The organism is Sphingomicrobium marinum (assembly GCF_026157105.1).
Taxonomy (GTDB): domain Bacteria; phylum Pseudomonadota; class Alphaproteobacteria; order Sphingomonadales; family Sphingomonadaceae; genus Sphingomicrobium; species Sphingomicrobium marinum.
Genome location: NZ_JANPVQ010000001.1, coordinates 180,727 through 199,711, shown reverse-complemented (window position 1 = coordinate 199,711; position 18,985 = coordinate 180,727). Strand labels below are relative to the sequence as shown.

18 protein-coding genes are annotated in these 18,985 nt (G+C 62.9%); 11 read left to right on the top strand and 7 right to left on the bottom strand.

The genetic code is table 11. From position 1 onward, the window contains the following. The first annotated feature begins 23 nt into the window (after positions 1–23). Together ribB and ribH are read left to right on the top strand one after the other, a co-directional pair. Positions 24–1,295: a 3,4-dihydroxy-2-butanone-4-phosphate synthase gene (gene ribB, locus NUX07_RS00990; RefSeq protein WP_265528148.1), complete on the top strand. Its 1,272-nt coding sequence runs from the start codon at positions 24–26 to the stop codon at positions 1,293–1,295. Beyond that, positions 1,295–1,717 (top strand): 6,7-dimethyl-8-ribityllumazine synthase, encoded by a 423-nt coding sequence (gene ribH, locus NUX07_RS00985; protein WP_265528147.1) that lies wholly within the window; start codon positions 1,295–1,297, stop codon positions 1,715–1,717. Before ribB ends, ribH begins: the two co-directional genes overlap by 1 nt. On the opposite strand, the gene NUX07_RS00980 is transcribed toward ribH, so the two are convergent. Both NUX07_RS00980 and NUX07_RS00975 read right to left on the bottom strand, forming a co-directional pair. Then, a complete protein-coding gene (locus tag NUX07_RS00980; RefSeq protein ID WP_265528146.1) occupies positions 1,714–2,328 on the bottom strand; it encodes an SOUL family heme-binding protein in 615 nt (204 codons plus the stop codon). The genes ribH and NUX07_RS00980 overlap by 4 nt on opposite strands. Next, positions 2,328–3,407 carry an alkene reductase gene (locus NUX07_RS00975; RefSeq protein WP_265528145.1) on the bottom strand — a complete coding sequence of 360 codons (1,080 nt, stop codon included), beginning with the start codon at positions 3,405–3,407 and terminating at the stop codon, positions 2,328–2,330. The genes NUX07_RS00980 and NUX07_RS00975 overlap by 1 nt, the downstream gene beginning before the upstream one ends. Between NUX07_RS00975 and NUX07_RS00970 the strand changes: the two genes are divergently transcribed. Together NUX07_RS00970 and NUX07_RS00965 are read left to right on the top strand one after the other, a co-directional pair. Continuing rightward, positions 3,406–4,365, top strand: a complete 960-nt coding sequence (locus tag NUX07_RS00970) for a DMT family transporter (RefSeq protein WP_265528144.1) — start codon at positions 3,406–3,408, stop codon at positions 4,363–4,365. The two genes, NUX07_RS00975 and NUX07_RS00970, sit on opposite strands and share 2 nt — an antisense overlap. Continuing rightward, positions 4,362–5,006, top strand: coding sequence for a COQ9 family protein (locus NUX07_RS00965; RefSeq protein ID WP_265528143.1), 645 nt, complete (start codon positions 4,362–4,364; stop codon positions 5,004–5,006). Before NUX07_RS00970 ends, NUX07_RS00965 begins: the two co-directional genes overlap by 4 nt. Here NUX07_RS00965 and NUX07_RS00960 read toward each other — a convergent pair. Next, positions 5,003–7,129: a TonB-dependent receptor plug domain-containing protein gene (locus NUX07_RS00960; RefSeq protein WP_265528142.1), complete on the bottom strand. Its 2,127-nt coding sequence runs from the start codon at positions 7,127–7,129 to the stop codon at positions 5,003–5,005. The genes NUX07_RS00965 and NUX07_RS00960 overlap by 4 nt on opposite strands. Before the next feature lie 130 nt (positions 7,130–7,259). Beyond that, entirely contained in the window at positions 7,260–9,314 is a 2,055-nt protein-coding gene (locus NUX07_RS00955; RefSeq protein ID WP_265528141.1) for a TonB-dependent receptor plug domain-containing protein, read from the bottom strand. 170 nt (positions 9,315–9,484) lie between these two features. On the opposite strand from NUX07_RS00955, the gene ssb reads away from it, so the two are divergent. Beyond that, on the top strand, positions 9,485–9,964 hold the full coding sequence (gene ssb, locus NUX07_RS00950; RefSeq protein WP_265528140.1) for a single-stranded DNA-binding protein: 480 nt from the start codon (positions 9,485–9,487) through the stop codon (positions 9,962–9,964). Positions 9,965–9,979: 15 nt separating this feature from the next. On the opposite strand, the gene NUX07_RS00945 is transcribed toward ssb, so the two are convergent. After that, positions 9,980–10,489, bottom strand: a complete 510-nt coding sequence (locus NUX07_RS00945; protein WP_265530719.1) for a YceD family protein — start codon at positions 10,487–10,489, stop codon at positions 9,980–9,982. Continuing rightward, positions 10,489–11,004, bottom strand: a complete 516-nt coding sequence (locus NUX07_RS00940) for a ubiquinol-cytochrome C chaperone family protein (RefSeq protein WP_265528139.1) — start codon at positions 11,002–11,004, stop codon at positions 10,489–10,491. The genes NUX07_RS00945 and NUX07_RS00940 overlap by 1 nt, the downstream gene beginning before the upstream one ends. A gap of 145 nt (positions 11,005–11,149) precedes the next feature. On the opposite strand from NUX07_RS00940, the gene NUX07_RS00935 reads away from it, so the two are divergent. Genes NUX07_RS00935 through NUX07_RS00925 form a run of 3 tightly spaced genes read left to right on the top strand, consistent with a single transcriptional unit; the run spans position 11,150 to position 13,534 of the window. After that, positions 11,150–11,569: an outer membrane protein assembly factor BamE gene (locus NUX07_RS00935; protein ID WP_265528138.1), complete on the top strand. Its 420-nt coding sequence runs from the start codon at positions 11,150–11,152 to the stop codon at positions 11,567–11,569. A gap of 43 nt (positions 11,570–11,612) precedes the next feature. Beyond that, positions 11,613–12,377 (top strand): tryptophan 2,3-dioxygenase, encoded by a 765-nt coding sequence (locus NUX07_RS00930; RefSeq protein ID WP_265528137.1) that lies wholly within the window; start codon positions 11,613–11,615, stop codon positions 12,375–12,377. After that, a complete protein-coding gene (locus NUX07_RS00925) occupies positions 12,374–13,534 on the top strand; it encodes a kynureninase/PvdN C-terminal domain-containing protein (RefSeq protein ID WP_265528136.1) in 1,161 nt (386 codons plus the stop codon). The genes NUX07_RS00930 and NUX07_RS00925 overlap by 4 nt, the downstream gene beginning before the upstream one ends. On the opposite strand, the gene NUX07_RS00920 is transcribed toward NUX07_RS00925, so the two are convergent. After that, a complete protein-coding gene (locus NUX07_RS00920) occupies positions 13,531–14,151 on the bottom strand; it encodes a TetR/AcrR family transcriptional regulator (RefSeq protein ID WP_265528135.1) in 621 nt (206 codons plus the stop codon). The genes NUX07_RS00925 and NUX07_RS00920 overlap by 4 nt on opposite strands. Before the next feature lie 126 nt (positions 14,152–14,277). Between NUX07_RS00920 and NUX07_RS00915 the strand changes: the two genes are divergently transcribed. The 3 genes from NUX07_RS00915 to NUX07_RS00905 all read left to right on the top strand — a co-directional run bounded on the left by NUX07_RS00915 (position 14,278) and on the right by NUX07_RS00905 (position 18,978). Next, the gene (locus NUX07_RS00915) at positions 14,278–16,599 is read left to right on the top strand and encodes a TonB-dependent receptor (RefSeq protein ID WP_265528134.1); all 2,322 of its coding nucleotides are present in this window, start codon (positions 14,278–14,280) and stop codon (positions 16,597–16,599) included. Positions 16,600–16,657: 58 nt separating this feature from the next. Further along, positions 16,658–17,935, top strand: coding sequence for a spinster family MFS transporter (locus NUX07_RS00910; protein WP_265528133.1), 1,278 nt, complete (start codon positions 16,658–16,660; stop codon positions 17,933–17,935). A gap of 89 nt (positions 17,936–18,024) precedes the next feature. Continuing rightward, on the top strand, positions 18,025–18,978 hold the full coding sequence (locus tag NUX07_RS00905; protein ID WP_265528132.1) for a hypothetical protein: 954 nt from the start codon (positions 18,025–18,027) through the stop codon (positions 18,976–18,978). The last annotated feature ends 7 nt before the right edge of the window (positions 18,979–18,985 follow it).

The following is an 18,985-nucleotide window of genomic DNA, read 5'->3' as shown; positions in this document are numbered from 1 at the left end:
TTTAGTGTGATAGCGGCCCGATCATGGACATTATCGACCGTCTCACCACCCTCGTCGATTCTGGCGAGATGAGCCGCGCCGGGCTTGCCCGCGCCGCCGGCCTCCATCCCAACAGCCTGCGCAAGCTGGGCGCCGATGACTGGAACCCCACCGCCGATACGCTTGGTCGGCTCGAGAGCTTTCTGGGCAAGGAGAAGGTGCTGGTCGGTGCCGAGGAAATCATCGAGGAAGCGCGCAACGGGCGCATGTTCATCCTCGTCGACGACGATGATCGCGAAAATGAAGGCGACCTCGTCATCCCCGCGCAGATGGCAACACCCGATGCGATCAATTTCATGGCGCGGCACGGGCGCGGGCTCATCTGCCTGTCGCTGACGCAGGAGCGGGTCGACCAGCTTGGACTGCCCCCGATGGCGAGCGACAATCGCGAAAGCATGCAGACCGCCTTCACCGTTTCTATCGAGGCCAAGGAAGGCGTCACCACGGGGATCAGCGCGGGCGACCGCGCGCGCACCATCGCGGTGGCTATCGACGCTTCCAAGGGTCCTGATGACATCGTCAGCCCGGGCCATGTCTTCCCGCTCACCGCGCAGCCGGGCGGCGTTCTGGTCCGTGCCGGCCACACCGAAGCGGCGGTGGATGTGTCGCGGCTGGCAGGGCTCAATCCCTCGGGCGTGATCTGCGAGATCATGCGCGATGACGGCACCATGGCGCGGCTCGACGACCTCATCGATTTCGCCGCCAAGCACGGCATGAAGATCGGCACCATCCGCGATCTCATCGCCTATCGGCTAAAGAAGGATCACATGGTCGAAGAGGTCGCGCAGACTCGCTTCACCTCGCAGACCGGCGGCGCGTGGAATGCGCAGGTATTTCGTGACAAGGCCAATGGCAGCGAGCAGATGGCGCTGGTCCACGGCCATGTCGATCCCGACAAGCCGACACTGGTTCGCATGCACAGCCTTGATCTGTTCGCCGACGTCCTTGGCGAGCAGGGGCCGCGCGCCGGGCAACTTTCGGGATCGATGAAGATGATCGAGGAAGCGGGCGCGGGCGTCGTCGTGGCCCTGCACGCCGCCGACGCGGGGAGCCTCAGCCGCGCCACCAACCTGCGCTCGGGCAAGCCGACCGAGACCGGCGAGGCGCTGCGCAGTTACGGAATCGGCGCGCAGATCCTTGCCGCGCTCGACGTGCATGACATGATCCTCCTCACCAACAGCAAACATTCACCCGTCGCGCTCGACGCCTATGGCCTCGCCATCGTCGAAGAACGGCCCATCGGGGGGACCAATTGATGGCACACGTCCTGATCGCCGAAGCGCGTTTCTACGCCGACCTCAACGACCAGCTCCTCGCGGGCACGCGCGCGGCGCTCGATGCAGCCGGTCATACCCACGAAACGGTGACGGTCCCCGGCGCGCTCGAATTGCCGGCGGCGATCGCGCTCGCGGTCGAAAGCGGCGACTATGACGCCTACGTGGCAATCGGCGTCGTCATTCGCGGCGAAACCTATCATTTCGAAATCGTCGCCGGCGAAAGCGCGCGCGGGCTCCTCGCGCTGACCATGGACGGGATTGCGATCGGTAACGGCATCATCACGGTCGAAAACCGCGCCCAGGCTGAAGCGCGCGCCGATCCTGCACGCAAGGACAAAGGCGGTGAGGCGGCCAAGGCGGCGCTCGCCTTGCTCGACCTTCAGCAAAAATTCCGCGGCTAGTTGCCGACCGGCGCTTCCAGCGCGATTTCCAGCCACACTTCGTTGCGGCGTAGCGGCCCGGGAATGGTCGGCGAGTTGAAGAACGCATATTCGGGCTTGCCGCCGACGAGGTCGTATCCCTTGGCTGCGAGCCATCCGCGCAGACGGTCCTCTTCCTTCTGAAGGTCGTATTCGCCGAGCGCACCGCTGAAGCAGACGACGCCGACGCGCCGTGCAGGCACCTTGCGCAAGGATACACCCGGCGGCGGTTCGGGCAGGCTCTCCCTTGTCGCGCCTGAAGGCATGACGAAGGCTACCCGCCAGCGGTCGCCCGCGTCGTGGCTTTCCAGAACCGGCGAGGTCATCGGGATTTCGTCACCGTCATGGCTACGCGCGAAGATATAGTCTGCCAGCGTGCGGAAGCCCGCCCGGATCGCCTCGCGCCGCGTGCCCGTCGCGAACGTCTCGGCAATCCACACGGGCAAATAGTCGCGAACTGAAAAGACGCCATCCTCATCGACCGGCAAGAAGTCGGGTTCGGCGGTCGCTTTCTCGCGCATATAGTGCCGCCACCCACCAGCCGCGATCAGCCCGAGCACCAGACCGCCGCCTATGAGCCATTTCTTCTTCATCAGACGCGCTCCTCTTCGAGGCTGGGGTAGTCGATATAGCCTTCGGGCCCGCGCGAATAGAAGGTCTTGGGATCCCAATCGTTGAGCGGCGCGCCGTCGCGGAAGCGCCGGACAAGGTCGGGATTGGCGATGTACGGGCGGCCAAACGCAATGAAGTCGCATTGGCCGCTGCGCACGAATGCCTGCCCTTCCTGGAAAGTGAAATCGCTGTTGAGACCGATTTTGCCCGAAAAGACCTTGGCCATGTGCGGGCTGACGCGATCGGTGTCGGATGCGACGAATGTAGATTCGCTGCCAGGCTCGCGCATCTCGATCCACGGGATGCCGATGTCCTCGAGCGCGCGGGCGGCTGCTGTGAACAGCGCGATAGGCTCATCGCTGTCGCAGCCATTGACCTCGCCGATGGGTGACAAGCGGATCGCGGTGCGCTGCACGCCAATTTCGTCGGCGATCGCCTGCGTGACTTGCGCCATGAAACGACACTTGTTCTCGGCGCTGCCGCCATAGTCGTCATCGCGCTCGTTGGCGCGCAGGAACTGGTCTATCAGATAGCCGTTCGCGCCGTGGATCTGGACACCATCGAACCCGGCGCGCATCGCGTTGGCGGCGGCGCGGACATAGTCGGCGATGGTGCGCTCGATATCATCTTTGGTCATCGCCTTCGCTTGGACCGCATCCTGCTTGCCCTCGAACGTATGCAGCCGGTGCGGGCCCTGAGTGGCGCTTGCGGACAAAGGTGTGCCGCCGCCCATCGAGGGATGAACCAGCCGCCCCATGTGCCAGAGCTGGGCGACGATACGCCCGCTTGCCTGGTGGACAGCCTCGGTCACCGGCTTCCAGCCTTCGGTCTGCGCCTCCGACCAGAGCCCCGGCGCATAAGGCCAGCCCAGCCCTTGCTTCGAGATGCCAGTGGCTTCGGATATGATCAGGCCGGCTTCGGCGCGCTGGCGGTAATATTCGACGGCAAGTTCGTCATGCACGCCGTCGCGATCGGCGCGCCCGCGGGTGAGCGGGGCCATGACGATACGATTGGGGCACTCGATTGAACCGAGCGTGACGGGATCGAACAGATCGGGCATGAATTCTCCTTTCGCCATCAACTGGCATGGAGCCCGCTTGTTTCACAGCCGTGACTGGTTCATGCGCCGATCGATGGATACGCGATCCACCACCATCCCGTTCATTGCGCTGCTCGTCGGCTCGACCGCGCTTGCCTTCGGGCCATGGCTGGTGCGGCTGGCCGACGTCGGTGAGGTGTCCGCTGCCTTCTGGCGACTGGCGCTGGCGGTTCCGATGCTGGTTGCAATCGCACTGATGCTGGGCAAGGAGATACGCCTGCCGTCGCGCAAGGTGGTGGTCATCGTCATCGCGGCGGCCTTCTTCTTCGCGGCGGACCTCGGGCTCTGGCACTACGGCATCATGCTGACCAAGATGGCCAACGCCGTCCTGTTCGGGAATTCCGGGAGCTTCCTGTTCGCGCTCTACGGACTGTGGATCGCCAAGGTGCGCCCCAGCATGGCGCAGATTCTTGGGCTGGGACTGGCAGTACTCGGCACCGTGCTGCTGCTATCGGGCAGCCTAGAACTCGGGCTTGAGAATGTGCGCGGCGATGTGTTCGCACTGTTCGCAGGACTGCTTTACGCGGGCTACCTCATCGGCGTCGACCGGGTCCGCAAGACAACCGAGCCGCTGGCCGTCATCATCTGGGCCAGCGCTTTTGGCGCCGCCTTCCTGCTGCCGAGCGCATTGGTGCTGGGCGAAAATCCTATTCCCGGCGATTGGTCGATCCTGTTCGTGCTGGCGCTGTCGAGCCAGGTGATCGGGCAAGGTATATTGGTGTACGCGATCGGGCGACTGCCACCGCTGGTGGTCGGTGTGGCCTTGCTGTCGCAGCCCGTCGTAGCGGGTACGATCGGATGGTTCTTCTACGGCGAGATCTTTACGCCGACCGATTGGGCAGGCGCGATCGCTGTCGCTACTGCTTTGGTCCTGGTCCGCTTGCGCCCGCGCGCGGCAAGGCCCACATTGGCCGCATGACTTCGCCGCTCGACCAGATTCGCCAGACACTCGCTTTGTCCGTTGCTGAAAACGCGGTGTTTGATGGGTGGAGCAAGGCTGCAATCGAAGCCGCAGCGGCGCAGCACGACATACCGGTCGAACAAGCGCTGCTCGCGTTCCCCGATACGCCGTCGAAGATGGTCGACGCGTGGATTAAAGCGGTCGACGTGGCGATGGCGCAAGCCGCGGCGGCGAGCGACGAGTTCGATACACTCGGCATGACCAAGAGGATCCGCTGGCTGATCTGGAAGCGCCTTGAAATCGCTGCGCCCGCCAAGGAAGCGGTGCGCAGTGCGCTTGCCATTCTGGCGGCGCCGCAAAATATCCCGCTTGGCGTGAAGACGGGTTGGCGCAGTGCCGATGCGATGTGGCGGCTCGCGGGCGACACGTCGACCGACTACAACCATTACACCAAGCGCATCATCCTGTCGGGCGTCTATGGCGCGACGCTGCTGGCGTGGCTCGACGACGATAGCGAAGACTGGGCGGAGACCGCCGCGTTTCTCGACCGGCGACTGGCCGACGTCGGGAAATTCGAAAAGCTCAAGGCGCACTGGACCAGGCAGGAACGGCCGAGCATCAGCCGCTTCCTCGGCCGCTTGCGCTATCCCGTTCGCTAGATACTGCCGGTAATCGTCAATTCGAAAATCGGGCCAAAATCGCGGTCCTGATATTCGCTGAAGGCGATAGGGCCATCGCGGCGGTCGACGTAGACGGTGCGCTCGAACCGGTCGTGCTGGTCGAAGATGTTCATCAGGCTGGCGCGAACGGTCATCCCGCTCACGTCCTTGTTCTCGACGAATAGCCAGCCAAAGGGCGCCGAAGCGTAGCCGCGCGAGACCTGGTCGAGCGACACGTTGGGCGCCTGGTCATTGAATTCGAGACCTGTTCCCCATGCCCAATTGCTGTTCGGGATGTCGTGACGGAAGCTGAGTTCGGTGAAGAAGCGGCCGACACCGCTGATGTCGCGGTTATCGCCGGTCAGCGGGTCTTCGACACTGGTCTCCGTTGCGATCATGAAGATATTCAACCGCGCGCCGTCAAAGCCGATGGGGTCGAACAGTAGCGTTCCTTCGAGGATGCCCTGGATGACGAAGGCATTGCTGTCGAGATTGCCCAACGCCTGTTCGGTGGGCGAAATCGGAATGACTTCGACCGTATCCTCGATCGAGGCGATGCGGATTTCGGGCGTGATCGAGCCCCACGCGCCGAGCGATTTGACGAACTCCAGTTCGGCGCGCCAGCGCTGCGGCGGCACCAGCTCGAAATTGTTCGAACGGTCGTCCGTATCGTCGGTGACATCGACAGAGCTCAAGAACTGGAAAAAACTCAGCTGGTCGACACGCCGCTCGACCTTGGCGTTGACGGTAAGATCGTCGGCGGCCTTCCACGCCAGCGAGATCGAACCTTTGGGACGCACGAAGCTGCGCGTGATGTCGCCTGCACTGATCTCGCTGAATTCGCCGCCGAGGCTGGCCTGCAGCGTGAGGTTCTCGGCCAACGGGCGCCCGTAGCTGACGATCGATTCGGCGCGCTTTTCTTCGACTAGTGCATTGGCGCCGGGCAATGGAACCTCGACTTCTTCGCCTGCCCTATTGCGGACGAACAGTTCTGCCGAACCATCAAGGCTGTTATAGGCCCCCTCGAGGCTGACCTGCATGTCTCCGCCGAGGCCCGCAAAGCTATATTCGCCGCGCGCGATGGTCTCGGCCTCGTCGATGACCTGCTCGAAGCGACTGCCACGAAGCACGGCGCCTGGTTCATCTTTCCGTCGTTCGAACACCGATAAGAATTCGCTGCTTTCCAGGCGGCGCAGGCCGATCAGCTTGAGGCGCCCGCCGGCAAGGCCGAACTCGTAATCACCGCCAAGCTCGAAATTCCATTCATCTTCGCCGCCGAAGTTTAGTTCGCGCGCGGTGCTCCCGTCTGCTGCGACTTCGAAGCCTACCTGCTCGCGGTCGAAGAAGAAGAGCTGCCCGCTGCCATTGAGATTCAGGATGTTACCATTGGCTGCGGTCCGGGCGAGAGATGCGGTGATGGTCGGTCGGTCACCGAAGTAAGTCGCCTCTTCTTCGACGACGCGCACGATGTCGCCGTCGGCATTGCGGCGTACTTCGGGGCCGACATTGCCGTTGCGAAACTGGTCGTTCTTGAAACCGATGCTGACATCGTTGCTACCAACCTTGCCGCTGGCGCTGATCTCCAGGCCCAAAAGTCGCGCCTCGTGATCGCGGCGAAATTGGGGGCGGTATGTGAAATTGCCCGACCATCCGCCGGCATCGGCAATGATATTGGCAACCTGGCCCGACAGGCCCGGGATTGCGAGCGTGGCACCATCGACGATGTCGATCCGTTCGACCGCGTTGGCCGGGATGCGCCGGAGGGCATCACGCGCATCGTTGCTCTTGCCCGACACGCGCTGGCCATTGATCAATACGTTCTGGGTGGCTTGGCCCAAACCGCGATTGCCTTGGTCTCCGCCCTGGATGGTGAAGCCCGGTATGCGGGACACCATGTCGAGCGCGTTTTGCGGCGCGAACTGGGTAAAGTCGGCGGGCGTGAAGCTTCGCGCGGCCAGCGGGGCGTTGGCCGCGGCTGCGTCGGTGACGAGGTCTTCGTCGACGGGCGTCGATGTGATGTCCGCTTCGCCCTCCTGGGGATCGACGGGTGCACTTTCCTGGGCAAGCGCGGGCGCCGCCAATGCGATGGCAGCCGTAGCCAGCAAAACCGATCTGAAGTTCATACTTTCCTCTCCCATGGCGCTGGGGACGCCAAGTCCGCACCACCATCATGGGATCGCGACAACCAGCCCGCTTCGACAAACGGGCGGCTGGAACCGCTCGATTACATCTGTAGTCTCGAAGTGAAACTGATTAGATGGTGCCGCGCACGCTAAATTCGATGGTGCGTCCGAACCGACGTTCGCGAGATTCGCGGATACCGTAAGGTCCGATGCGCCTTCCATCCCACAGCAAACGCTCGAATCCGTCGCGCCGATCGAGCAGGTTTCCAATGCGCAGGCGTACGGTCAGTCCAGCAACATCCTTATGCTCGGCAAAGGCATAGATATCGGGCCCGGTATCGTAGCGATTGTCGATGTTGCCGAGCCGCACTTCTTTTGCCGTTTCGCGGAAGGAGAACCCGCCGCCCCACGCGATGTCGCTTCCCGGAATATCGTGGCGCAGGTCGGCCTCGACGTCGATCAGTTCGCGGCCACTGAGCTCGCGGTTCGCGCCGGTCAGCGGATCTTCGATCGACGAGCCGGAGAAGGCCAGTTCGAAATCGAGCCGAGCGCCGGTCCAGCCGAAAGGATCGAACAGCAAGGTCCCGTTGCTGCCAAGCGACCAGATGCGCGCTGCGTCGACATTGCCGAGCACCTCGCCGTCGATGCCCACGGGGATGATCTCGATGACATCTTCGATGACGGAGGCACGGATGAAGGGGCGCAGCGACCCGTAATCGCCGAGCGCCGCGACAGCTTCGAGCTCGGCGGTCCAGCGTTGCGGCGGGACGAGCGCGACATTCTGGTCGCGGCCAAGATCGTCGGTGACGTCGACCGAAGCGAGGAACTGCCCGAAATCGAGCTGGTCCACCGTGCGTTCGAACCGCGCGCTGAGCGTTAGGTCGCGCGAGGCTGCCCAATCGAGCACCAGCGATCCCTTGGGTCGCCAGAACGAGCGCGCACCATCGGCTGCGCCGGCATCGATCTGGCTATATTCGCCGCCCAGATTGGCCTGCATCGCGAGTCCGCCGCCAAGCTCGCGGCTGTGCGACACGAAGCCCTCGGCGCGTTTTTCATCGATAGTGGCGGTGGCGCCCCCGAAGTCGACAGGCTGGAGCACGCCAAGCGCATCGCGGACAAACAGACGGCCCTCGCTGTCGAGCTTGTTATACGCGCCTTCGATGCTGACTTGCCAATCGCCGCCCCATGCGGCCCAGCCATATTCGGCGCGCCCGATGATCTCGGTGACGTCGCTGTCCTGTTCGAAGCGACGCCCTTCGTCGGCCGCATCGGGGATGCGGGCGAGATAGATGAAGTCGTTGATCGAGGGTTCGCGTTCGAACCCGTAGAGACCGATCACTTTCATCCGGCCGGTTCCCAGGCCGAATTCGTAGTCGCCACCAATCTCTACGCTCCACTGGTCCTGCGCGCGTTCGGACCGGCGATCGCCGCTGACACCATCGACGATTTGTTCGAACCCGGTTTCGATGCGGTCGAACCAGAAAATCTCGCCGACCGCATTGATGTTGAAGATGTTGCCGCTTGCCGCGGTGCGCGAGGCGCCCAGCGTAAGGCGCGGACGATCGCCGTAGAATGTCGAAAGCTCGTCGCGCGTCAGGATCAGGTTGCCGCCAGCATCCTCGACGATTTCGAGCCCGAAATTTCCGCGCCGGAAGGCGTCGTTGGCAAGGCTCGCGGTCCAATCGAAACCGCCGAGCTTGCCCGACAATGCGACTTCGCCGGCAAACCAGTTGTCGTCCAGCCGCTCGCGAAACTGGGGGCGCCACTCGAAGGTGCCGCCAAAACTGTCGACCTTATAGACGATGTTGGCGACCTCGCCCGACAGCCCGGGAATATCGAGGCTCGCGCCCTCCAGCAGTTCGATGCGAAGGACACTCGACGCTTCGATGCGCGAAAGCGTGGTGATGGCGTCGTTGGACTTGCCCGAGACCCGCTTTCCGTTGAGTAGAATGTTCTGGTCGGCCTGGCCCAGCCCGCGCGCGCCGTCATCGCCCGAGTTGATGGAGAAACCTGGGATCTGCCGCACCATGTCGAGCGCGGTGCGCGGCGCGAACACCGCGAAATCTTCGGGCGTGAATGTACGCGTAGCAACCGGCGCACCCCCCGATACCCCGCGCTCGGACGCGAACGCCTGCGTCGCGGTCGCCAGACCGATGGCCAGTAGGGAGGCTGCAATAGTTTTCATGACTTCCGGAAAGTGTGACGACTGGTACACGCTTTCGCGCGCTGCGCGGGCAACGGCCATATGGCCAAAAGGTTCGCATTTCCATCGGATAAAAGGCGCGAAACCATGGTGACAGTCGCCGCTCCACTGCCTATCCAAGATGCGAAATATACAAAGCGAAGGACGAGAATATGGCGGGCGTGAACAAGGTGATCCTGGTGGGCAATCTCGGGGCGGACCCCGAAGCGCGCTCGCTTAACAACGGCGGCGAAGTCGTCAACCTGCGCGTCGCTACGTCGGAAAGCTGGAAGGATCGCGACGGCAACCGCCAGGAACGCACCGAATGGCATAATGTCGTGATCTGGAACGAAAATCTCGGCCGGGTCGCCAAGAATTACCTGCGCAAGGGCTCGAAAGTCTATCTCGAAGGCCAATTGCAGACCCGCAAGTGGCAGGACCAGTCGGGACAGGACAAATATACGACCGAAGTCGTGCTGCAGCGCTTCCGCGGCGAACTCGTACTGCTCGATCCGCGCGAAGGCGGGGGCGGCGGCAATTATGGCGGCGGCGAGTCGAGCGGCGGCTATGGCGGCGGAGGCGGCGGCCAGCAGCAGTCACGCCCGCAGCCTGCGACTTTCGACAACGATCTTGACGACGACGTGCCCTTCTAGGGCAACGTTGGCGGCCTAGTCGCCGCCTTCCATCTTGCGCTTCAGATCGGCGAGCGCGCCGAATGGGCCGGCTTCTTCTTCGCTGAGGACGCCAGCCTCTTTCAGATGGGCTTCGGCTTCGGGCGAGCGCGGATAGGGGTCGAGCGCCAGCGCCAGCGTGTCGGCCAACGCATCGCCCAGCGCGATGGTGGTCCCGTCATGAAAAATAACGTCCAACTCGTCCTGCCCGAGCTCAATCTCTTCGTCGGCATCGACATCGGGCTCGGGAATGAACCGAAGCGTGAAAGGTTCGTCGATCGTGCTGGCGACGGGCTCGCCGGTGGCCACGCAGGCCTGAGTGACCTTGGCGCGCACCTGGCCCGTGGCATCAATCTTCTGGCCGTCCTTCGACAGTGTCACGTTGGCCTCGAAACGCTCGAGCCCCAACAGGCCCAACCGCTTGGCGATCGCTTCGCGTTCGGCTTCGTTGGCCCTAAAGTCGCGATGGTCGCCATCGCGGATATTCGCCAGCGACAGCGTGTCCATCACGCAAAGCTCCCGCGCATGATGTCCTCATCGCCAAATCCGTCGAGATGCTCGCGGAAGCTGCGCAACTTCTCGCTCGCAAAGGTCAGCGTCGCTTCGCCCGGATCCTTGTCGCGATACACGCTGAACAAGGTGGCATCTTCCCAGTCGATTTCGCCTTCCTCGGCGCGGCGCCAGCGGTCGACCCGCGTTGCCAGCGCGCCGACCAGGCTGCGCACCTGCTTGCCAATCGTCGTGTCGAAACCGATCTCGCGCATCTGCGCATCCATGTCGGTAATGAATTGCTCGGTCAGCGCCACCGAACCGCGCACTGCATCTTCGTCGCCGTCCTCGAGCCGCAGGATGGCGAGCGCCACCAGGCTCGACAGCACCGCGAAACGCCCGTCCATGTCGTCGGCGACATTACCGCACTGATACCAGACCGGTTCGCGCGCCAGTTCGACCAGTCGTTGATAGGGTGCGCTGGCATCCGCGGCATCGGATGATCGGAACATGGACATGAATCGTCGAATCATCGGTTCGTCACCTTCTTCAGGCCTTGCGCTAACGCCCTCGGCCCGCATATGTGCCCATTCAGCGGCCCGCAAGGGTGGAGCCGTCAATGGAGTGAGCGATATGGTGTCGAAGCGGGCAATTTTCACGTGTGTAGTGGCAGGAGCCATGCTGACCGGCTGCGCGGGTGTGCGCGACTCGTCGGGCTATATCGCCTCGACCGAACTGGTGCAGGCGATTGCCCCGGGCGTTGACAACAAGGCCTCGGTCGAAGCCACGCTGGGCCGCCCGACCTTCGTGGGGCAGTTCGATGACAGCCAGTGGTACTATGTCAGCCGCACGACCAACCAGTTCGCATTCCGTCGCCCGCGCCTCGATGACAGCAAGGTCATCGCGGTATCGTTCGATGCGGCGGGCAACGTCGTTGCGGTCAACGAAACCGGCCCCGAACTCGCAGTCGCTATCAACCCGAGCAGCGCGGAAACGCCGACGCTGGGCCGCGAACGCAGCTTCTTCGATGAACTGTTCGGCGGTATCGGCCAGGTCGGTCAGGCGGGCCTTCCCGGCGGTGGTCCGGGCGGCCGCTAAGGCGGCTTGCCGCGCGGCGGCGCAATAGCCTAAGCGGTCTGTCATGACCGCGGTACCTTCCAAAGACATGAGCTACGCCGAGTATCTTCGGCTTGATGAAGTGCTCGGCGCGCAGGTGCCGCACAGCGAGCATCATGACGAATTGCTCTTCATCATTATCCACCAGTCGAAGGAACTGTGGCTTAAGCAGATCCTGTTCGAAGTCGATTACGCCATCGATCAGCTGCACCGCGGCCACTTCACGCTGGTGCACAAGGCGCTAAGCCGGGTCAGCCGAATTCAATCGGTCATGACGCTGAGCTGGGACATCCTCACCACGCTGACGCCCGCCGACTATATGAAATTCCGCCATCATTTCGGTACGGCGTCGGGCTTCCAGTCATGGCAGTTCCGGATGATGGAATACCGGCTGGGCATCAAGAACCCGGCCTTCCTCAAGAACTACGAGGACGGCAGCGACGAGCGGCGGCAACTCGAAGCAGCGCTCGAAAAACCGAGCCTGTGGGACGAGGCCAACGAAGCACTCGGGCGGGCCGGGTTCGACGTGTCGAGCGAGGAGGCAATCCAGGCCAGCTGGCTCGATGTCTATCGCAATACCGAAGCAAATCTCGAACTTTACGGGCTTGCCGAAAAGCTGGTCGATCTCGACGACGCGCTGGCAGCGTGGCGGCACAAGCACGTGCTGACCGTCGAGCGCGTCATCGGCTTCAAGCGCGGAACCGGTGGTTCGGCAGGCGCGGAATATCTCAAGTCGACGCTGTCGAAGCGCGCCTTCCCCGCACTGTGGAATCTTCGAACCGACATATGAGCTACAAGCGGCTCTTCACCAAAAGCCTTGCTGCCGACCGCTTGCACATGGCGGCGCACAGCCATCACCTATGGCCCGATGCCAGTTTCGAGGGACAGGTGCGATGCTGGGAAGACGCGGCAGCATTGGCCGACCGCAAATGGGATAAGATCATGGGCGAGGTCTGGACCTCGGCTGCCGCCAGTGTCTCAGCCCAAATGGGCACCGGCGAAGATTATTGGCGCCGCATCGTGTTCGCGACCAACACGCACGACCTTCTTGTACGATTGGTCGCTGCCTGTCCGCGACGCGCGGGTGGCCCGCTGCGTATCCTGACAAGCACGGGCGAGTTTCATTCGGCGCGCCGCCAGTTTGCGCGGTGGGTCGAGGAAGGATCGATCATCGTCGATACGGTCGACGTCGAACCCTTTGATACGTTCGCGGACCGATTTGCAGACGCGGCGCGGCTCGATCGGCATGACCTGATCTTCGTGAGCCAGGTCATGTTCGGATCAGGCCGCATCGTCGATCCGATCGCGCCGATCTGCGAGGTCGCCGATCCCGCGGGCCCTTGGGTGGTGATCGACGGCTATCACAGTTTCATGGCGCTCGAATATCCGTTCGCGCGCGCGCTGAGCGACAAGGCCTTTTTCCTGGGCGGTGGCTACAAATATGCCATGGCGGGAGAAGGAATGAGCTTCATGAGCTGCCCGCCGGGCTTTGGCGAACGCCCGCCGATAACGGGCTGGTTCGCCGAGTTCGACGATCTCACCTTGCCGCCCGGCATGGTCGGGTACGCCCCCGATGCGATGCGATTCATGGGCGCGACGTTCGATCCGTCGGCGCTGTATCGCTGGAACGCGGTCTATGGCATGCTGACCAAGGAGCGCATCGATAATGCGGATATCAATGCGCATGTCGCCACGTTGCAGGCGCAGACGATCGAAGCCCTGCATTCGACCGTGTTCGGCGCAGCGGAGCTGCTCAATCCGCTCGACGGCAAACCGCATGCCCGTTTCCTGGCCTACCGCCATCCGGACGCTGCAAAGTGGTGCGAGGCTTTGAAGGCCAAGCATTGCATTACCGATGTGCGCGGCGATGTGATCCGCATCGGATTGGGGCTCTATCACGACGCGGACGATATCGACGCATTCGCCGCGCTCGCAGCGGCGCTCTAGCGCGGCTTCAACCCCTCAGCAATCAGCCGGTTGGCGGAAGCGGCAACCTTGCCAGCCTCCTCGTCGCCCCAGACCGAAAAGCGCAAGCCCAGGAACACGTTCATTCCCATGATTGCCCAAGCGCGGACTTCGGCGTCGAGCGCATCGATCGCGGGTTCGACGTCGTCGCTTTCTAGGCGCTCGGCAATGCGCGCGGCCGTGGCGCGGTAATGCGCCTCGAAGCCTTCGGGGTCGACAAATTCGGCTTCGTCGATGATCCGGTACACTTCCTTTTTTTCGCGCGCGAAGGTGAGGAAGGCGGCGAGCGCGCGGCGTTCGGCATCAATCGTACCTTTCGCGTCCGCCAACGCCGGGGCGACATGATCGCGGACCTGTTCCGACATGTCCTTGACCAGCGCCGCGAACACTTCCTCCTTGGAATCGAAATAGGTGTAGAAGGTGCCGAGCGCGACCTTGGCACGCTGCGTGATGCCGACAATCGAGCTTTCGCCAAAACCCCTGGCGCCGAATTCCTGCCGTGCGGCATCGAGGATCTTTGCGCGCGTTTTTTCACCGCGGCGGGTGCGCGGTGTTTTGGCCGAACCCGATCTCACTGAATTTTCAACCGGTTCTACCATGTCCGCACCCCTAGCCTGCCACTGTCACTAACAAAAGTTGAAACTTGGTTCAACTTTCATTATGAGCCATGTCAAAGCGGTAGGCGCGTTGCGCCGCATAAGCCGCGAACAAAGGGGAGGTTCTCGATGAAAAAGATGATTCTAATGACATCGGTGGCTGGCGCCGCGATGATCGCCACGCCCGCGCATGCGCAGGATGTAAATGACGACGCAGCAGCAGCTCAGGAAGCCGAAGAAGGTGGGGCCATCGTCATCACCGCGCGCCGTCGCGCTGAAACGTTGCAGGATGTCCCGCTGTCGGTGACTGCCTATGCCGGCCCGCAACTCGAGCGCGAGGCGGCGCTCGACATTACCGACATCGCCGACACGACGCCCAACGTGACGCTCGAAGCCTCGCGCGGCACCAACTCGACGCTAACCGCCTTCATCCGCGGCGTCGGCCAGCAAGATCCGGTCGCCGGGTTCGAACAGGGCGTCGGCATCTATCTCGACGATGTCTATCTCAACCGCCCGCAGGGCGCGGTGCTCGACATCTATGACGTCGAACGGATCGAAGTCCTGCGCGGCCCGCAGGGTACGCTTTATGGTCGCAACACCATCGGCGGCGCAGTCAAATACGTAACCCGGCGCCTGCCCGAGGGCGTGGCGGGCGCGGTGCGTGGCACTATCGGCAGCTATGGCCAGACCGACATCGTCGCGCGCGCCAGCTACGGTACCGAAATGTTCCGCGCCGGTGTGGCCGCCGCCTACCTGCAGAACGATGGTTTCGGCGAAAACCTCACCACCGGTGAAGAGAATTACAACAAGGATATCTTTGCCTTCCGCGTGAGCGCGGAGGTCGGCAACGAGATCGATTTCCTCCTGCGACTTGCCTACGATCGCACCGACGATGACAGCAATGCGCGCGGCGGGTCGCGTCTCATCCCCGGCCTCGCCTCGGGTGCGCCGCTGCTCGACAATGAATATGACACGCGCGGCGGGCTTGCCGATCCGGTGCAGGAAGTCGTTTCCGAGGGCATCTCGGCCAACCTCGCAGTACCGCTCGGCGACGCGCTGACCTTCAGGTCGATCACTGCCTGGCGCAAGGATGACAGCGCGACCCCGATCGATTTCGATACGCTTCCCGCAGTCGATCTCGACGTTCCCGCGATCTACGAGAACGAGCAATTCAGCCAGGAAATCCAGTTCCTCTACGAAGGAGCGCGCGTCCAGGGGCTGCTCGGCGGCTATTATCTCGATGCCGATGCCTTCACCGTCTTCGACGTGCGCCTGTTCACGCTGCTCAACGGCTTGACTGCGCTGACGCAGGGCGAGGTTCAGACCGAAACATGGGCCATCTTCGGCGATGTGACCTTCGACGTCACCGACCAGATCGCGGTCTCGGTCGGCGGTCGGTACACCGAAGACACGCGCAACAGCACGGTCTTCCGCGAAACCTATCTCGGCGGCGGCTCGCCCATTTTCGGCGGTGCCGGCGTGGTTTTTGCCACGACCTCGGATTTCCAGGGCGAACGTATCGACACCGATTTCACGCCGCGCGCCTCGATCAGCTTCAAGCCGACCGACGATCACACGTTCTACGCCAGCTATTCGGAAGGCTTCAAAGGCGGCGGCTTCGATCCGCGCGGCCAGTCGACCGCAGCGCCCGACCTCGACGGCAATGGCACTGTGACCGAGGCCGAAGTCTACGATTTCTTCGCGTTCGAACCCGAAACCGTGAAAAGCTACGAGCTTGGCTGGAAAGGCAATCTTGCCGACGATCGCATTTACGCCGCGCTTGCCATCTTCCAGGCTGATTATGAAGACGTGCAGATTCCAGGGTCGGTCGGCGTCCCCGACGGGATGGGCGGTCAGACCTTTATCGGGGTGACGACCAACGCCGCCGAAGCCCGCATCCGCGGCCTCGAGTTCGAAGGCAATGCACTGGTGTTTGGTGACTATGGCGCCGACCGTCTCAACTTCGGCTGGTCGCTGGGTCTGCTCGACGCCGAGTTCGAGACGTTCATCGACAGCCGCGGCATCAACGTCGCCGACAGCCGCGAAATACAGAATACGCCCGATGTCACCGCGTCGGGGTCGCTGACCTACACGGCGCCGGTCGGTGGCGGCGACCTCTACGTCAACACGACGCTGTCCTATCGCGGCGACAGCCAGCAGTTCGAACTGGCCAGCCCGCTCGACCAGGAAGGCTTCGCGCTGTGGGATGCCGGCATCACCTACGAACTTCCCGGCGGCCAGTGGACGGTCGGACTGTACGGCAAGAACCTGACCGACGAGCGCTATATCGTCGCGGGCTACAACTTCCTTGCGCAAAATCCCGATACCGGCGCGCTTATCCTCAATCCGATGACCGACCAGCCCATCCCGACGCTGGGGCGGGAAGGCACGCTGACGGCCTATTACGGCAATCCGCGGCAAATCCTTTTCACCGTGGGCTACGAATTCTAGCCGCTAGTCACTCCCGGCTTTGCCCGCTAGCAGGGGGTGAAGCCGGGAGGGGACGAGAATGACGAGCGACACCATCAAGCAACAGGGCCAGGGCCGCGCCGGTCTCGTGCTGGCCATGCTGTTGCTCGCCTACATCTTCAATTTCCTTGATCGCCAGATCCTCGGCATCCTGCTCGAGCCGATCAAAAACGACCTGGGCTTTACCGATAGCGAACTGGGCGTTCTGACCGGGCCGGCCTTCGCGCTCGTCTACAGCCTGATCGGCCTACCGCTGGCCTTGCTTGCCGACCGCACCTCGCGCTCGGGGGTAATCACCGGGGCGCTGGCCGTTTGGTCGGGCTTTACCGCGCTGTGCGGCACCGCGGCGGGGTTCTGGCAGCTCTTCCTGTTCCGCCTTGGCGTTGGCGTCGGCGAAGCCGGCGGCGTTGCACCGAGCTACGCGCTGATCGCCGACTATTTCCCGCCCGAGCGGCGCGCCCGCGCGCTCGCCATCTTCTCGCTCGGTGTGCCCATCGGTCTGGGCTCGGGCGCCATCCTCGGCTCCTACATCGCCACGGCGTTTGACTGGCGCACGGCCTTTATCGTCATGGGCGTAGCGGGCCTCATTCTCGCGCCGATCTTCAAATTCGTCGTTCGCGACAAACCGCGCGCGCCGGGCACTACGGCACCGACGCTGGGCGCGCTCGGCAAGGTCTTCCCCGTGATCGCGAAGAAGCGGTCCTTCTGGCTGATGGCGTTTGGTGCCTCGCTAAGCTCGCTGTGCGGTTACGGGCTTGCCACCTGGGTCGCCTCGATCCTGATCCGTAGCTATGGGATGAGCCTCGTCGGCGCTGGCCAGTTCCTCGGCTCGCTCTTGCTGATCGGCGGTACAATCGGCGTCTTCATGGGCGGTTATCTCGCCGACAAGCTTGGGACGAGAGACCGGCGCTGGTACACTTGGCTTCCGGCCGCAGCCTGGCTCATCACCGCGCCGCTTTATGCCGCCGGACTGATGGCGGACAGCCTGGTCGTCGTGTGGATGCTGTTGCTGGTGCCCAACGCGCTCAACATTCTGTGGCTCGGCCCCGTAACGACAGCGATCCAGCATCTCGTGGCCCCGGCGCAGCGGGCTACCGCCAGCGGGGCATTCCTGCTGATCAACAATCTCATCGGGCTTGGCGTCGGCCCGCTGCTGATCGGCGCGATTTCGGACGGTTTGCGCGAACAATATGGCGCAGATTCGCTTCGATACGCCGCATTGGCGGTACTGACCTTCTACCTTGTGGCCGCCTTCTTGATGTGGCTCGCATCGCGGCGGATTCGCGATGATTGGGTGGAAGAACCAGCCGCCGCCTAAGGGAACAGCCAGCCACATATACTCGTTTTGCCTGCAGTAAACTGGAGGTATCTATGAGGAATATCGTTCTAGCCGCCGGTGTGGCGGCCATGGCTATCGCAACCCCCGCACTTTCCCAGGGACGCGGCAACGGCAACAGCCCAGGCGCCGAGCGTAGTGAAGAACGCCGCGAAGCCCGGCAGGAGCGCCGCGAAGAGCAGCGTGAACGCCGCCAGGAAGCGCGCGAGGAACGTCGTGATCGCGATCGCGACCGCGCCGAAACGCGGCGTGACCGCATGGAAGACCGTATCGACCGGGAGCGTGATCGTATCGAGGACCGCCTGGATCGCCGCGCCGACCGGATCGAAGACCGCTACGAGCGTAATCGCGAACGCCGCTATGACGGGAATCTGGGCGATCGCATCTTCCGCGAAGTCGACCGCAATGTGTTCCGCTACGGGGACCGGGGCGGCCGCTATTCGGATTGCCCTCCCGGCCTCGCCAAGAAGCGCAATGGCTGCCTGCCCCCTGGCCAGGCCAAGAAGCTGTGGGGCCAACGTGCGCCTGAATCGCTGCTCGGCTCGCTGCTCGGGGGTGCCTATGCCAACTGGTACCCCGACGATGACTATCGCTATCGCATGGGTGACGACTTCATTTATCGGATCGGTGCGAACGGGATCATCGACGGCTTGATTCCGCGCTACGACCGCCCGGGTTATTTCTATCCGGTCGGCAGCTACTATCCCGAGCCTTATGATTTCTACAATGTGCCGACGCAGTATCGCGGCTACTATGACGACCCCTATTACCGTTATGGTGACGGCGCGATCTACCGCATCGATCCCGAGACGCGGCTGATCCAGTCGATCGCGGCGTTGCTGACGGGCGATGCGATCGTGGGCCAGCCGCTGCCTTCCAGCTACAGCGTCTACAACGTCCCGTACGATTATCGTGATCGCTACTACGACAATGATGACGATTGGTATCGCTACAGCGACGGCTACATTTATCGAGTGGAGCCGGAGACGCTGATCGTTGCCGAAGTGCTCGACGCCATTATCTAAGGAAAGA

Excerpts from the sequence above, each read along its gene's own strand:
- ribB (WP_265528148.1), top strand. The coding sequence starts at position 24 with ATGGACATTATCGACCGTCTCACCACCCTCGTCGATTCTGGCGAGATG.
- ribH (WP_265528147.1), top strand. The coding sequence starts at position 1,295 with ATGGCACACGTCCTGATCGCCGAAGCGCGTTTCTACGCCGACCTCAAC.
- NUX07_RS00980 (WP_265528146.1), bottom strand. The coding sequence starts at position 2,328 with ATGAAGAAGAAATGGCTCATAGGCGGCGGTCTGGTGCTCGGGCTGATC.
- NUX07_RS00970 (WP_265528144.1), top strand. The coding sequence starts at position 3,406 with ATGAATTCTCCTTTCGCCATCAACTGGCATGGAGCCCGCTTGTTTCAC.
- NUX07_RS00975 (WP_265528145.1), bottom strand. The coding sequence starts at position 3,407 with ATGCCCGATCTGTTCGATCCCGTCACGCTCGGTTCAATCGAGTGCCCC.
- NUX07_RS00965 (WP_265528143.1), top strand. The coding sequence starts at position 4,362 with ATGACTTCGCCGCTCGACCAGATTCGCCAGACACTCGCTTTGTCCGTT.
- NUX07_RS00960 (WP_265528142.1), bottom strand. The coding sequence starts at position 7,129 with ATGAACTTCAGATCGGTTTTGCTGGCTACGGCTGCCATCGCATTGGCG.
- NUX07_RS00955 (WP_265528141.1), bottom strand. The coding sequence starts at position 9,314 with ATGAAAACTATTGCAGCCTCCCTACTGGCCATCGGTCTGGCGACCGCG.
- ssb (WP_265528140.1), top strand. The coding sequence starts at position 9,485 with ATGGCGGGCGTGAACAAGGTGATCCTGGTGGGCAATCTCGGGGCGGAC.
- NUX07_RS00945 (WP_265530719.1), bottom strand. The coding sequence starts at position 10,489 with ATGGACACGCTGTCGCTGGCGAATATCCGCGATGGCGACCATCGCGAC.
- NUX07_RS00940 (WP_265528139.1), bottom strand. The coding sequence starts at position 11,004 with ATGATTCGACGATTCATGTCCATGTTCCGATCATCCGATGCCGCGGAT.
- NUX07_RS00935 (WP_265528138.1), top strand. The coding sequence starts at position 11,150 with ATGCTGACCGGCTGCGCGGGTGTGCGCGACTCGTCGGGCTATATCGCC.
- NUX07_RS00930 (WP_265528137.1), top strand. The coding sequence starts at position 11,613 with ATGACCGCGGTACCTTCCAAAGACATGAGCTACGCCGAGTATCTTCGG.
- NUX07_RS00925 (WP_265528136.1), top strand. The coding sequence starts at position 12,374 with ATGAGCTACAAGCGGCTCTTCACCAAAAGCCTTGCTGCCGACCGCTTG.
- NUX07_RS00920 (WP_265528135.1), bottom strand. The coding sequence starts at position 14,151 with ATGGTAGAACCGGTTGAAAATTCAGTGAGATCGGGTTCGGCCAAAACA.
- NUX07_RS00915 (WP_265528134.1), top strand. The coding sequence starts at position 14,278 with ATGAAAAAGATGATTCTAATGACATCGGTGGCTGGCGCCGCGATGATC.
- NUX07_RS00910 (WP_265528133.1), top strand. The coding sequence starts at position 16,658 with ATGACGAGCGACACCATCAAGCAACAGGGCCAGGGCCGCGCCGGTCTC.
- NUX07_RS00905 (WP_265528132.1), top strand. The coding sequence starts at position 18,025 with ATGGCTATCGCAACCCCCGCACTTTCCCAGGGACGCGGCAACGGCAAC.